General features: G+C 70.0%; 14 protein-coding genes. 6 read left to right on the plus strand and 8 right to left on the minus strand.

The window, feature by feature from the left end; all coding sequences use genetic code 11:
- The first annotated feature begins 1 nt into the window (after position 1).
- Complete coding sequence (gene wzt, locus OG738_RS10300; protein ID WP_329053154.1) at positions 2–817, plus strand: galactan export ABC transporter ATP-binding subunit Wzt/RfbE; 816 nt, start codon at positions 2–4, stop codon at positions 815–817.
- Positions 817–1,725, plus strand: coding sequence for a galactofuranosyltransferase GlfT1 (gene glfT1, locus OG738_RS10305; protein ID WP_329053155.1), 909 nt, complete (start codon positions 817–819; stop codon positions 1,723–1,725). The genes wzt and glfT1 overlap by 1 nt, the downstream gene beginning before the upstream one ends.
- 68 nt (positions 1,726–1,793) lie before the next feature.
- Here the strand turns inward: glfT1 and OG738_RS10310 are convergent, their stop codons facing one another.
- The 4 genes from OG738_RS10310 to OG738_RS10325 form a co-directional block, all read right to left on the minus strand.
- A complete protein-coding gene (locus tag OG738_RS10310) occupies positions 1,794–3,284 on the minus strand; it encodes a hypothetical protein (protein ID WP_329053156.1) in 1,491 nt (496 codons plus the stop codon).
- 11 nt (positions 3,285–3,295) lie between these two features.
- A complete protein-coding gene (locus OG738_RS10315) occupies positions 3,296–3,859 on the minus strand; it encodes a DUF3558 domain-containing protein (RefSeq protein ID WP_329053157.1) in 564 nt (187 codons plus the stop codon).
- 3 nt (positions 3,860–3,862) lie between these two features.
- A complete protein-coding gene (locus OG738_RS10320) occupies positions 3,863–4,324 on the minus strand; it encodes a hypothetical protein (protein ID WP_329053159.1) in 462 nt (153 codons plus the stop codon).
- 128 nt (positions 4,325–4,452) lie between these two features.
- A complete protein-coding gene (locus OG738_RS10325; RefSeq protein ID WP_329053160.1) occupies positions 4,453–5,217 on the minus strand; it encodes an ESX secretion-associated protein EspG in 765 nt (254 codons plus the stop codon).
- 106 nt (positions 5,218–5,323) lie between these two features.
- Between OG738_RS10325 and OG738_RS10330 the strand changes: the two genes are divergently transcribed.
- Complete coding sequence (locus tag OG738_RS10330) at positions 5,324–5,569, plus strand: hypothetical protein (RefSeq protein ID WP_329053162.1); 246 nt, start codon at positions 5,324–5,326, stop codon at positions 5,567–5,569.
- A 52-nt stretch (positions 5,570–5,621) separates the two neighbouring features.
- Here the strand turns inward: OG738_RS10330 and OG738_RS10335 are convergent, their stop codons facing one another.
- Together OG738_RS10335 and OG738_RS10340 are read right to left on the minus strand one after the other, a co-directional pair.
- Positions 5,622–7,541 carry a glycosyltransferase gene (locus OG738_RS10335; protein WP_329053164.1) on the minus strand — a complete coding sequence of 640 codons (1,920 nt, stop codon included), beginning with the start codon at positions 7,539–7,541 and terminating at the stop codon, positions 5,622–5,624.
- Positions 7,542–7,549: 8 nt separating this feature from the next.
- Complete coding sequence (locus OG738_RS10340) at positions 7,550–8,020, minus strand: GtrA family protein (protein ID WP_329053166.1); 471 nt, start codon at positions 8,018–8,020, stop codon at positions 7,550–7,552.
- 125 nt (positions 8,021–8,145) lie between these two features.
- Between OG738_RS10340 and OG738_RS10345 the strand changes: the two genes are divergently transcribed.
- The 3 genes from OG738_RS10345 (at position 8,146) to OG738_RS10355 (ending at position 10,969) form a co-directional block, all read left to right on the plus strand.
- Positions 8,146–9,516, plus strand: coding sequence for an FAD-binding oxidoreductase (locus tag OG738_RS10345; protein ID WP_329053167.1), 1,371 nt, complete (start codon positions 8,146–8,148; stop codon positions 9,514–9,516).
- Positions 9,513–10,268: a decaprenylphospho-beta-D-erythro-pentofuranosid-2-ulose 2-reductase gene (locus tag OG738_RS10350; protein ID WP_329053168.1), complete on the plus strand. Its 756-nt coding sequence runs from the start codon at positions 9,513–9,515 to the stop codon at positions 10,266–10,268. Before OG738_RS10345 ends, OG738_RS10350 begins: the two co-directional genes overlap by 4 nt.
- A 98-nt stretch (positions 10,269–10,366) precedes the next feature.
- On the plus strand, positions 10,367–10,969 hold the full coding sequence (locus tag OG738_RS10355; RefSeq protein ID WP_329053170.1) for a VC0807 family protein: 603 nt from the start codon (positions 10,367–10,369) through the stop codon (positions 10,967–10,969).
- On the opposite strand, the gene OG738_RS10360 is transcribed toward OG738_RS10355, so the two are convergent.
- Positions 10,970–12,487, minus strand: a complete 1,518-nt coding sequence (locus OG738_RS10360; protein ID WP_329053171.1) for a hypothetical protein — start codon at positions 12,485–12,487, stop codon at positions 10,970–10,972.
- A gap of 71 nt (positions 12,488–12,558) precedes the next feature.
- Positions 12,559–13,332: a hypothetical protein gene (locus OG738_RS10365; RefSeq protein ID WP_329053173.1), complete on the minus strand. Its 774-nt coding sequence runs from the start codon at positions 13,330–13,332 to the stop codon at positions 12,559–12,561.
- Positions 13,333–13,378: the final 46 nt, after the last annotated feature.

Genomic DNA, 13,378 nt, shown 5'->3' on the forward strand with positions numbered 1-13,378 from the left:
CATGGTTTCCATTGACGTCCACAACGCGTTCGTCGACTTCCCGATCTTCGACGCGAAGACGCGGTCGATGAAGAAGAAGGTCCTCGGCAAGGTCGGCGGCAAGATCGGCACCGAAACCAAGGTCCCGATCATCGAAGCGCTGCACGACGTGACGCTCAACCTGCGTGAAGGCGACAGGGTCGGCCTGGTCGGGCACAACGGTGCCGGCAAGTCCACGCTGCTGCGCCTGCTCGCCGGGATCTACGAGCCGACCCGCGGCTCGTCGCGGATCAACGGCAAGATCGCGCCGGTGTTCGATCTCGGGATCGGCATGGACCCGGAGATTTCGGGCGTCGAGAACATCATCATCCGCGGCCTCTTCCTCGGCATGACCGCCAAGGAGATGGAGAAGCGCGTCGACGACATCGCGGAGTTCACCGAGCTCGGCGACTACCTCCAGATGCCGCTGCGGACGTACTCGACCGGTATGCGCGTGCGTCTCGCGCTGGGCGTCGTCACGTCGATCGACCCGGAGATCCTGATCCTCGACGAGGGCATCGGCGCGGTCGACGCGGCGTTCCTCAACAAGGCGCGCGACCGGCTCAAGGACCTCGTCAAGCGCTCCGGCATCCTGGTGTTCGCCAGCCACTCGGACGAGTTCCTGTTCGAGCTGTGCGACACGGCCATCTGGATGGACGAAGGTCACCTCAAGCAACAGGGTTCGCTGCGGGACGTCCTCACGTCGTACAAGGGACGCGACCCCTTCGAGAACATGAGCAAGGAAACCCTCGAGCGCTTCGGCATCGAGCCGGTGGCGACGACGAACGGCGGCGAATGATGGCCAGCGAGACCCGGCAGCTGCCCGACGGCGCGGTCGTCGGCGTAGTCGTCACGCGGCACCGGCGGGAGCTGCTCGCGGACTCGCTGAAGATCATCGCGGCCCAGACCCGGCCGGTCGACCACCTGGTCGTGGTGGACAACGGACCGGACGACTCGGCCCGCGAAGTCGTCGAGAACTACCCGCTGCCGCACACGTACCTGCCGTCGCACCGGAACCTCGGCGGCGCGGGCGGGTTCGCACTGGGCATGCTGCACGCGCTGTCCCTGGGCGCGGACTGGGTCTGGCTGGCCGACGACGACGGCCGCCCGGCCGACGAGAACGTCCTGGCGATCCTGCTGGAAGAGGCGGAAAAGCGGAACCTGGCGGAGATCTCGCCGGTGGTGTCCAACATCGACGCCCCGGAGAAGCTGGCGTTCCCGCTGCGCCGCGGCCTGACGTGGAAGCGGTCGCAGTCCGAGCTGGGCGTCGACTTCCTGCCCGGCATCGCGTCCCTGATGAACGGCGCGCTGTTCCGCGCGTCCACTTTGGACGTCGTCGGCGTGCCGGACCTGCGCCTGTTCTTCCGCGGCGACGAGGTCGAGCTGCACCGCAGGCTGGTGCGCTCGGGCCTGCCGTTCGGCACGTCCCTGAAGACGAAGTACCTGCACCCGGACGGCTCGGACGAGTTCAAGCCCATGCTGGGCGGCAAGTTCCACGCGCAGGACCCGGAGAACGAGGTCAAGCGGTACTACACGTACCGCAACCGCGGATACCTGTTGTCCCAGCCGGGCATGCGCAAAATCGGCGCGCTGGAGGTCGTCCGGTTCGGCCTGTACTTCGTGGGCGTGAAGCGCGACCCGAAGGCGTTCCTGCAGTGGCTGAAGCTGGTGCGGCAGGGCCGGGCGGAGAAGTTCTACCGCTACTGAAGCCGACCTTCGAACGGCACCGACGACGAAACCGGCCCCGGGAAACCGGGGCCGTTCGCGTTCGTCCGTTATTCGCCGATGACCGGCGGGGCGGTGCGCAGGTCGGTGCCGAAGACCTCGTCGGGGTCGCCCTCGACCAGGTACGTCGGGCGCGAGTGCTCCGTGTCCTCGTCGCCTTCGCCCTTCTGGCCGCGGCCCATGCCGCCGCCGCCCATGCCGCCGCGGCCGGACGCGCTGCCCGAGCCGAGCCCGCCCATGCCGCGTCCCGCGGCGGCTTCGGCCGCGCCGATGCCGCCTGGCCGGGCCGCGCCCGATGCGGCGCCCGCGCCCGTCGCGTTGCCGGCGCCGCCCGAGCCGCCGGGGCCGAAGCCGCCGCGGCCCGCGCCGCCGCCGACCTTGGAGTTGTAGGCCTCGTCGCCGCCGAAGTTCGCGCCGCCCATCGGCATCGGGCTCATCGGCGGCATGCCACCGAACGACTGGTTGGGGTTCGACGTCGACCCGCCGGGGACCGACCCCGTCGTGAAGCTGGACGGCGCGGTCGTGCCGGCCGGGAGCAGGCCCGCGCCGGTCGTCGAGCCGGGTCCGGAGAAGTGCGGCGTGATGTTGGCGCCGGTGACGTTGCCGCCCGGGACGTTGCCCGTCGCGAAGTTGTGGCTCCCGCCCGGAGTGTTCACCGAGCCGGCGCCCGGCATGTTCACGCCGGAGGGGTTGCTGCTGCCGTTCTTGTCGCCGCCGCCGGTGGGGTCCCCGGTGCCGCCGGGGTTGGTGAAGCTCGGCGGCGGCGCGAACTCCGGCTGCTTCGACGCGGCCTCGTACAGGCTCTTGTCGTACGTCGACATCACACCGGCGGCCTGGGTGTGCGCTTCCTGGCTGTCTTTCTGCTTCTGCAGCGACTTGTCGACGTTGTCGGCCAGGTTGAACGGGTTCGACGTCGCCCAGGACTTGAACTCGTCACCCCAGCTGAACGGGATCGGCTCCGGCATCGCGTTCTTCGCGTTCTGCGCGGCGGTGCCCTGGTCGTACACCGTCTCCGATGCCAGCCGCGCGTTCTGCGAGTTCGCGTCCGACCACTTGCCGAGACTGGTGAAGTACGACTGGGCGCCCTCCGCCGCGGAGCCTTCCCACGTGCCCTTGGACTTGTTGACCGCCTCGCTCATCGCCGTGCCGAAGCCCTCGAAGGCCTTGTGCACGTTGAAGTAGGCGGTGGAGACGTCGGAGACCTGCTGGACGTTGAGGTTGTTGTCCAGGAACTCCTTGAGCTGCGCGTGCTGGTTGCCCATGTAGTCCGCGTTGGAGGGTGTCAACCCCGAGACGTACTGGACGTCACGCCCCTGCGTGCTCGCCTTCTCGTTCTGGTCGCCGATCTGGTTGGACTGCTGGCGGCCCTTCGCCTGCTCGAACCACTGCTTGAACATCCCGAACCACGGCGCGTTCGGATCGACGCCTTCCCGCGCCTTCTGGTCGAAGTAGGCGTCACGAGCGGCCGGCGCCAGGTTCTGGATCTGCTCGTTCGTGAGATCCGGGGTCTTCTGTCCTGGCGGTGTCTGTCGCGTGGTCATCAGGATTCCCCTTATCCCTTCGGCAGCTTCGGCTCGACCTTGTCGGCCACCTGGGTAGCGATGTCACAGGCTTTCGTCGCGTCGGTGGAGGTGACGACGACGTCGACACGTGCCGCAGAGCCCACCGCGAGGGCCAGCGTGCACCCGGCGGGCGGTGACGGCGCCTCGACGGCCTTGCGGCCGTTCACGTTGCCGGCGGTCGTGCCGCCTCCGGCGTCGTTCACGGTGTCGATGCTCTGACTGTCGCGGATGCCGACGCCGAGAGAAAGACTCTCATCGCTGGCACTCTGGAGGTTCTTCAAATAGCGGCAGCTTCGCGCACCGGCCAGCTCGGTCTTTTCCGCAGGCTTGAACTGGCCGAAACTCGTCACGTCCGCGGAGGTCAGCAGTTCACAAGGATCCATCGACGCGGTGGACGCGGTACCAGCAGACGTGCTCGGCGCTTCCGAAGAGCCTGACGAGGGCGACGAGCTGCTGGCCGGCGACGCGGTACCCGCTTGAGTGCCGGTGCAGCCCGCGAGCAGCAGACTGCCGGCGACAAGCGGGAGAACAGCACGTGCGAAGAGTTTTGTCATTCCTCACACCTGGATCGTGGACGTCGCGGAAATCGCCTGGTTTTCGGCTTCCTTGTACAGGCCGGCCGCGCGAGCCAAGGCCTCGTCAGCCGACTTCAGCACCTGCTTGAACTGCTCGAGCACGACTTTGGCCGACCCGGTCCCGGTGGCGGCGCTCTTCTGGTCGTGCTGGGAAACCGTGTGGCCGTAGGGGTGGCTGCCGAGCTGAGGAGCCTGGTCGAGCTGGGTGGTTTCGAAAGTCAGGCCTTCGAGCTTTTCCGCCATGTCGGCGAGCGCCTTGCGCAGCGGAGCAACACCCTCGGGGCTGATCTTGAAGCCGCCGCTCTTGGCGGCGTCCACCAGCTTCGCCGTCTCGGCGCTGGCCTGCGCCAATGCCGCGGCGTTGATCCCGGCGGTGCCGATGATGCTGCCGACGTTCTTGAAGGCCCCCGTAGTGACCTGCCCCGGATCAGCCTGGAAACTCATCGCCGCCCCACCTGACTAGCCTCGCCCGTGCGTGTGCACCCGGAAGTCTACTAGCCGGGCACCCTGCGCAACCGCCGTTCATCGATCTTCACCTCGGACGCAGCGTCGGCGCGCGTGGTTCCCGGTGCTCAGAACTGGCCTTCGAGCTGGGCGTACAGCTGCTGGGCCAGCCGCGCGTTGTCGGCCGGGGCGTAGGTGATCCAGCGCTGGCCGTCCGCGGCCGCGCGGGAGGACATCAGCCAGCGGCCCGACTCCGTGTCGAACCAGGCCAGGGGCGGGAACGTGCCGCCGCGGGTCTGGGCCGTGAACTGGCCCACGCGCTTCTTCGGCTCCTGGAACACCCGCTCGATCATGCGGACCTGGGGACCGCTGCCGCCGGCGGCCGAGCGCGGGCCGCTCACGCCCGCGAAGGGGTCGTACGCGTCGTCGCGGCGTTGGTGGCGGGGCTGCTCCACCGGGCGGGCGATGGTGACCGACTGGCCGGGCGCCGCCGGGGTCAGGGGGAGGAGGTCGACGATCGCCGGGACGATGCCCGTCGGGCGGACCTCCTCGAAGACGATCAGGTTCTCGTCCTGGCGGGCGAGGACCGCGAACTGGCCGTCGGACGCGACGCGGGCGAAGAGGTGGCGATCGCCCAGCTCGGCGGCCGCGCTGATCACCACGCTGCCGCGGACGAAGGTGGCCAGCGCCAGCTCGGCGTCCGCGTCGAGGCGGCCGCGGCTCCACAGGTTGCGGCCGGTCAGGTCGCGGACGACGGCGTCGCGGATCATCGCGCGCTGCTCGACGGTCGTGCCGACGTGCGGGACCTCGAACGGCGTCGGCGCGCGGCCGAGCCCCAGCTGCTCCAGCAGGATGTCCACCGCTGCCAGCGACAGCGAGAACGAGTGCGGCATCGCTTCCATCCCCCCGCGGGTTTCTTCCGGACTGGGGAAACGGTAGTCCATCCGCCCTCAGCGAACCCACTTGCCGCGGCAAGATCGCCGCTGGTCCGATGGACGCATGGCCGACCCGAAACCCGCACTCGTGCTGCACCTCGCCACCGGCGGGGAGCCGCTGCTGTTCGCACTGACGACCGACGAATCCGCCAAGCTGACGGGCAGGCTCGCCCAGCTCGTGAAGGCCGGCGCGGTCGAGACGGTGACCACCAAGGACCACTCGGAGGTCGCGATCAACTTCGCCCACGTGGCAGCCGCGTACGTCGACGACCTCACCCGGAAGAGCACGGTGTTCGGCATGCACGGCTGACACGGTGAAGGCCGCCTCACGACGTGCGTGAGACGGCCTCCGGCGGACACGATCAGAGCTTGTACAGGCGCTTCCAGTTCTCGCGCGAGGTCAGCTCCGGCATGGCGCGCTTGTACTGCTCCTGCACCGCCGCGCCTTCCTTGCGCAGGCGCTGGACCACCTTCGCGCCGCGCTTGGCCAGGTCGAACATCTTGACCTTGTCGTACGAGCGGACGCGGACGCCTTCCTGGTTCGCGTCCGTCACGACCGCCGTGTCGAACAGGGCGATGTGCCACCAGTTCGCCTCGTCGATCGGGACCGCGCCGAGGCCGAAGCGGCTGCGGCCGAGGACCCGGTCGAGCACGCGCTTGATCAGCACCAGGCGCTGCATGCTGGGCCGCGGCGCGCTGTTGATGATGCCGATGTCGTTGGACGCGATGCCGGGGACGTCGGTGGCCTTGTGGCGCTTGGTCTCGGGGTACTGGTCGCGGATGCGGCGGATTTCCTGCATCGCCTCGACACCGCCGTCACGCAGGATCTGCGGGCCCTGCAGGAAGTCCTCGACGGCCTTGATCAGCGTCGCCGACAGCCCGTACTGCATACCGAGCAGGTAGCGCACCAGCTGGGCGAGCAGGACCCGGGAGAGCAGGTTGAGGTTGAACGGCGAGTGCAGCGCGGCGGTGATGATCGAGTTGCGCAGGTTGAAGTAGCGGTGCCACTCGTCCCAGTCCTTCATGTGGAAGTCCGCGTGCCACACCCCCGCCCCCGGCAGCGTCACGGTCGGGAAGCCGTGCGCGCGGGCCCGGTAGGAGTACTCCGCGTCGTCCCACTGGAAGAAGAACGGCATCGGGTAGCCGGTGGCCTGCACCACCTCATACGGGATCAGGCAGGACCACCAGCCGTTGTACCCGGCGTCCAGCCGCCGTTCCTGCCGGTTCGGTTTCAGGGTCTCCTCGTCCACGCCGAGCAGGTCCGCGGTGGAGAGGGAGTGTTCGACCGGCTGGCCGGGCTCGAGGGTGTTGAGCCGGGCGTACTCGGCGCCGACGTGCAGCTGGTTGGGGTGGAACAGGTTCAGCATCTGCCCGCCGACGATGATCGGGTTGGCGGCGCGGTTGGAGAACGCCGTCATCCGGATCACCAGGTCCGGCTCCAGCAGCACGTCGTCGTCCATGAACAGCACGTTCGCGTGCTCGGTCGCGGTGTGCCCGGCCACCTCGAACAGGCCCCGGGTGAACCCGCCGGCGCCGCCGAGGTTGGGCTGCTTGATGTAGTGCAGCTTGTCCGCGAGGTCCTTGGCGACCTGCTCGAACCCGTCACGGGACTCGACCAGGTCGGTGCCCTGGTCGGCGACGTAGATCGCATCCAGGGTCTCCAGCGACGAGACGTCCGCGGCGAGGGCTTGCAGGTTCTTCAGGCAGTCGTCGGCGCGGTTCATCGTGCAGATCGTCACCGCGGTCGGGCGGATCTTCTCCGGTGCTTCGACGGTCCAGCGGACCTGCTCCACCCGCAGCGTCTGACCGCCCTCGGTCTCCAGGTCCAGCCAGAGCGCGCCGCCGTCGTAGAACTTGTCCAGCTTCGCCGTCAGCGTCACCTTGAGCTGTTTGGCGTCGGCGACCTGCTCGGCGGCCACCACCCGCGGCTCACCCTCGACGTCGGAGGCGCCCATCGACAGCAGACCGGTGCCGGTGACCACGGCCTCGACCGACACCTCGGACACCGTCGTCCAGCGCTGCCAGTAGCTGGCCGGGAACCGGCCGAAGTACGTGTTGCCCGACACCTTGGACGCGGGCTCGACGGAGATCGCCGCACGCTCCCGCACGGCCGAGCCCCACTCGAGCTCGGCGTAGAGGTCCTTGCTGACGATCGGCGCCGGACCGGCGTAGAGACCGCGCTGCGCCGTCAGGCGACCCTGCGGAGTGTGCTCGGTGAACCGCGTCTCGGCGGCCGCGCCGGCAGTGGTGGTCGGCGCCGGGGTGGCTGTTTTACCGGGCATCAGGTTCCTCAGTTCTCCTCAGTCGACGGTTCGCGGAAGACGACCCACTTGAGCATCACGAAATTGATCACGGTGGCTGTGGCCTGCGACACGGCCCAGCACAGTGTGTGCTGCCACGCGGACGGCGGCAGCACCTCCAGCATGAGCTGGTTCACCCCGACCGCGACGAAGAACGTCACGGTGTAGAGCAGGACGAACGAGCCGACCTGCGCCTTCCCGTCACGGCGCCCGCCGGCGAAGGTGAACTTGCGGTTCAGGAAGAACGCCGTGGTGGTGCCCACGATGAAACTGATAGCGCGGGCGACGTCGACCCACGGTGAAGTGGCCATCCCGGCCACCTGGGTCAGCAGCGTGTACGTGCCCAGGTCGACCAGGGCGCAGAAGCCGCCGATCAGGGCGAAGCGAATCAGCTGCGCGAGCAGTCCGATGTCGGACGGCTGCGCAGCCTGCATGTCGGCTTGCGGATCGGTCGCCACCACTGCATTACCTCGTTGCCTGAGTCATGGTCACCCGCGCGGGCGCTTGTGCCTTGATGCGCAAAGTGTAGAAGCGAGCACTTCAGGGTCACGTTCCGGGCGTCGTTCGGCGTGGCTACCCTGGTCGGGTGACCCAACGACCCGATACACAGCGTCGCACGCTCACGGGCTGGGCGCGGACGGCACCGACCACCGCCGACGTGCTGAGCACCGCAGACGTCGAAGCCATCGCGCGGGCCGTGACGCGGGCGGGCGAACGCGGCGTGATCGCGCGCGGCCTCGGCCGCTCCTACGGCGACCCCGCCCAGAACGCGGGCGGCCTCGTCGTCGACATGACCCCGCTGAACCGGATCCACTCGATCGACCCGGACAGCGCGGTCGTCGACCTCGACGCCGGCGTGAGCCTCGACCAGCTGATGCGCGAGGCCCTGCCGTACGGCCTGTGGGTCCCGGTCCTGCCCGGCACGCGCCAGGTGACCATCGGCGGCGCGATCGCCAACGACATCCACGGCAAGAACCACCACAGCGCGGGCAGCTTCGGCAACCACGTCGTGTCGATGGACCTGATCACCGCCGACGGGCAGATCCGCACGCTGACGCCGGCGGGCCCGGACGCCGAGCTGTTCTGGGCGACCGTCGCCGGCATCGGCCTGACCGGCATCATCGTCCGCGCGAAGATCCGGATGACCAAGACCGAGACCGCGTACTTCATCGCGGACAACGAGCGCACGGACAACCTGGACGAGACGCTCGAGCTGGTCAGCAACGGCTCCGACGACCACTACACGTACTCGTCGGCGTGGTTCGACACGATCTCCACCGGCGCGAAGCTGGGCCGCGCCGCCTTCGGCCGCGGTTCGCTCGCCAAGCTCGACGAGCTGCCGCCGAAGCTGCGGTCCGACCCGCTGAAGTTCGACGCGCCGCAGCTGGCGACGCTGCCGGACATCTTCCCGAACGGCCTGGCCAACAAGCTGACCTTCGGCGCCATCGGCGAGCTGTACTACCGGAAGACGCCGAAGGAAGCCCGCGGCGTGATCCAGAACCTGACGGCCTTCTACCACCCGCTCGACATGTTCGGCGAGTGGAACCGGGCCTACGGCTCGAAGGGCTTCCTGCAGTACCAGTTCTCGACGCCGCTCAACGCGCACGAGCCGCTGCGGAAGATCGTCCGGAAGATCGCCGAGTCGGGGCACGTGTCCTTCCTCAACGTCTTCAAGCGCATGGGCGAGGGCAACGCGGCGCCGCTGTCGTTCCCGCACCCGGGCTGGATGGTCTGCGTCGACTTCCCGATCAAGGCCGGCCTGAGCCGGTTCTGCCAGGAGCTCGACGACGACGTCCTGGAGCTGGGCGGCCGGCTGTACACCGCGAAGGACTCGCGCACCTCGCCCGAGACGTTCGCGAAGATGTACCCCCGCCTCGAAGAGTGGCGCAAGGTCCGCGCTTCCATCGACCCCGAAGGCGTTTTCGCCTCTGACATGAGCCGGAGGCTCGAACTGTGATCGACGCGGTGGGCAACCCCCAGTCCCTGCTCCTGCTCGGCGGCACGTCCGACATCGCGCTGGCGATCGCCGAGAAGTACCTGGCCGAGAAGCCGTTGCGGGTCGTGCTCGCGGCGCGCCCGTCGCCGCGGCTCGACGCGGCCGTGCAGCGCTTGAAGGATCGCGGCGCCGAGGTGTCCACTGTAGACTTCGACGCGAAGGACCTGGCCTCGCACCCTGGCGTGCTGGACAAGGCGTTCGAGGGCGGCGACGTCGATGTCGCGGTCGTGGCGTTCGGCCTGCTCGGCGACCCCGAAGAGCTGTGGCAGGACCACGCGAAGGCGGTCGAAGCGGCGACGGTGAACTACACCGCCGCGGTCTCCGTCGGTGTCGCGCTGTCGGAGAAGCTCAAGGTCCAGGGCCACGGCACGGTAATCGCGCTGTCGTCGGTGGCCGGCGAGCGCGTCCGGCGGTCGAACTTCGTCTACGGCTCGTCCAAGGCCGGTTTCGACGGCTTCTACCTGGGCCTCGGCGAGGCTCTCGCGCCGCACGGCGTGAAGGTGACGGTCGTCCGCTCGGGCCAGGTCCGGACGAAGATGACCGACGGCCTCAAGGACGCTCCGCTGACGCAGAACGCCGACCAGGTCGCCGAGCAGGCCGTCGCGGCGGCCCGCGCGGGCAAGGACCTGATCTGGGCGCCCGCGCCGTTCCGGCTCGTGATGTCGGCGCTGCGGCACGTCCCGCGGCCGATCTTCCGCAAGCTCCCGATCTGACGCGGAACCCCGCGCCCGGTCGCATCAACCGATCGGTGGGTCGGGGATAGCCGGTTCGACGATGGTCCGGGCGGCGCCGGTCGCGAATGCTCGAAGGCATGCTCGGCACGCTGCTCTGCGACATCGCCGCCCCGGTCGGCGGCTACTACCTGCTGCGCGCGTTCGACGTCGCGCCGGTCTGGGCGCTGACGCTCAGCGGCCTGCCGCCCGCCCTGCGCGTGCTGTACCTGGCCGCGCGGCACCGGCGGGTCGACGGCATGGGCGTGTTCGCGCTGCTCATCGTGGCGCTCGGGTTCCTGACGACCGTGCTGACCGGCGACGCGCGGCTGCAGCTGGTCCGGGGTGCGTGGTTCAGCGTGCTGATCGGCGTCTGGATGCTGGCGAGCCTGCGCATCGGCCGCCGTCCGACGACGTACCAGGCGACACTGGCGCTGCTGCCCGGCCGGGCTTCCACGCTGGAGGCCCGGTGGGCGGACACGCCGTCGTTCCGGCGGGTCTGGTGGGTGCTGACGGTCGTGTGGGGCGTCGGCGGGCTCGTGCACAGCGTCGGCAGCATCGCGCTGGCGTACACGCTGCCGGTGGACGTCGTACCGGGCCTCGACACGGCGCTGTCGATCGGGAGCTTCGTGGTGCTGCAGGTGATCACGCAGGTGCTGCTGGCGCGCGAGGGGACGATGAACCGGATGTTCGCCCGGCGGTGATCAGCTGCCCGCCGCGTGGGCGGGCACCAGGTAGAGGTTCTGCGTGCCCATCCACGGTGAGTCGATGCGCCAGCTCGCCAGCGCCGCCGGGGGCGGGGTCCGCCGGGTCGTCGCCAGGACCAGGTCCGGGGTGATCGGGGCGACGCTGTGGTCGAAGTTGTGGAAGTTCGCCTCCAGCAGCGCGCGGCCGAGGTCGCCGCTGCGGCGTTTCGTCTCGGTGATCGCCGGGTCGACCGCGCCACGGTCGGAGAACTCGTCGACCAGCTCGCAGTCGCACGCGTACGCCAGCGCGCCGATTTCGCCCGCCGTCTCCACCGTGCGGCCGTGGGCGATCGAGGCCAGCTCCTGGCCGATCTCGCGGTACTCCGCCGTCGAGGCGTGGTTGCTGGTGATCGGCGCGAACTGGCGGGGCAGGCCCGGCAGCGCGTAGACCGCGACGCTCGCCGCGAGGACTCCGCCGGCGACGATCCACGTTCCGCGGCGCACGCGTTCGGGCACCGCGCACGCGCAGGCCGCGAGGAAGATCGTCGCGCCGATGATGCTCGGCGCGTAGTACCAGTGGTACGGCGGCACGCCGAGGCGGCTGTACGCGAGGTAGTGCAGCGCGCCCGCGACGGCCAGCGCCGCGAACGGCGTCAGGCGGCGGGCGATCTCGGAACCGCGGCGGTACTGGACGATCCAGAGCACGCCCACCAGGCCGGCGAGCGGCAGCGGCAGGAACGACAGCGCGGCCTCGGCCGGGAAGTTGCGCCAGTACAGGAGCGGGCCGTTCGTGAAGCTGAACGGACCCCACGGCTGCTGGTTGATCTTGATGACCAGCGTGTCCGGCACGGCCGAACCGAGCACCGCCCAGCTGAACCCGAACCACGGCAGCATCACGGCGAGGGCGGCGAACGCCGTGCGCCAGATGCCGCTCCAGAACTCGCGGCGGGCCGCGAACAGCACCGCCGCGATGAGCAGCAGGTCGATCCGGACGAGCGCGAGCAGCCCGATCACGACGCCGAGACGGCCCGCTTCGCGCTCGCCCGCGTAGACCAGCGTCCAGACGACGCCGGTGGCGCCGAGCGCGACCTCCAGCCCGACCGACGACAGCAGCAGCGGGTTGACCAGCAGCAGCGCGAACGTCACCGGCGCGAACGCGGACGGCAGCCCGGTGCGCTCGCCCAGCCGGCGCAGGCCGAGGACGAGCAGCACCTGCGCGGCGACGAAGACGATCCCGGCGGCCAGCACGGCGTCGCGGACGACGAACGTGACCGCGGCCAGGACCAGGACGTTCAGCGGGGACGTCGCGGTGTTCGCCGTTCCCTGCTCGATGAGGCCCCAGTGAGCGTGGAAGGCGAGGTTCTTCGCGTAGGACAGCGTGATGTACGTGTCATCGATGAGATGGCCGCTGACCAGGGCGAACACGAGCGCGGAGGCCGCCGCGGCGCCCGCCGGCAAGGCCCGCGAGCGGGCAAAGGGCACGGCCGCCGGCAGCGCACCGGCGGCCTTCGGGAGTACTGCGGAGGCGCTTCGCATCCCGGACACCGTACCCCGCCCGTGATGCTTCTGTGATCTGAGCGGCGTGCGGGTGGCTCAGGCCACAGCGATCAGATGCCGTTTCCGGAACCGGTATTTCCCGAGTTGCCGGAATTTCCGCCGCCGCGGTTGGGGAAGCCATGGCCCTGGTTGCCGTTCGGACCGGTGTACTGGCGGTGGATGCCGGGACGGCCGTCGCGGGGGCCGCCGCTGTGGGAGGTCGCGGCGGCGATCCCGCCGACGATGCCCCCGCCGATCAGCAGCCCGAGCACGCCGACGCCGACGAGCTGCGTGGCGCGGTGCCCGACGAACCGCCGGAAGCCGCCGGGCCGGCGCGGGGCCGCGGCTTGCGGCGGGCCCCAGGCGCCGTACGCCTGGCCGGGGCCGGGCTGGGAGAGCTGCGGGGTGGGCGGTGCCGGTGGCGCCTGCTGGCCGTGGGCGGCGGTCTGGTCGGCCGCTTGCGCGGCGTTCGGCAAGGCAGTGGTTCCGGCGGTGGTGGCCTGGCCCTGCGCCGCGTTCGGCAAGGCAGTCGTCCCGCCTGGAGCCTGCGTGGCGGCGGGAGTGCCCTGAGTCGCGGGCTCGCCCGGCGCGGCGTTCGGGAAGGCAGTGGTCTCGCCCGGCGCGGCCGACGTCCCCGGCGCTGCGGTGGGAGTCGTCTGCGTCGCGGGCTCGGCCTGCGTGGCGGAGGTCGCCGGCGTCTGCGGCGCGGTAGGCACCGCCTCGGTCTCGGGCGTCACCGGCTGCTGCGTGGTCGGCTGGTCAGCCGCGGCCTGGGCCGTGGGCTGCTCGACGGTCGGGCGGTCGGTCCCCTCCGGGACCCGCTCCTCGCGCGGCTGGTCGTTCATCGTCGCTCCTGTGGTCACGGGGACGGGCGCAGTGCCCGCCCCCACC

Origin of the sequence: Amycolatopsis sp. NBC_01488 (genome assembly GCF_036227105.1) — a bacterium.
Lineage (GTDB): Bacteria > Actinomycetota > Actinomycetes > Mycobacteriales > Pseudonocardiaceae > Amycolatopsis.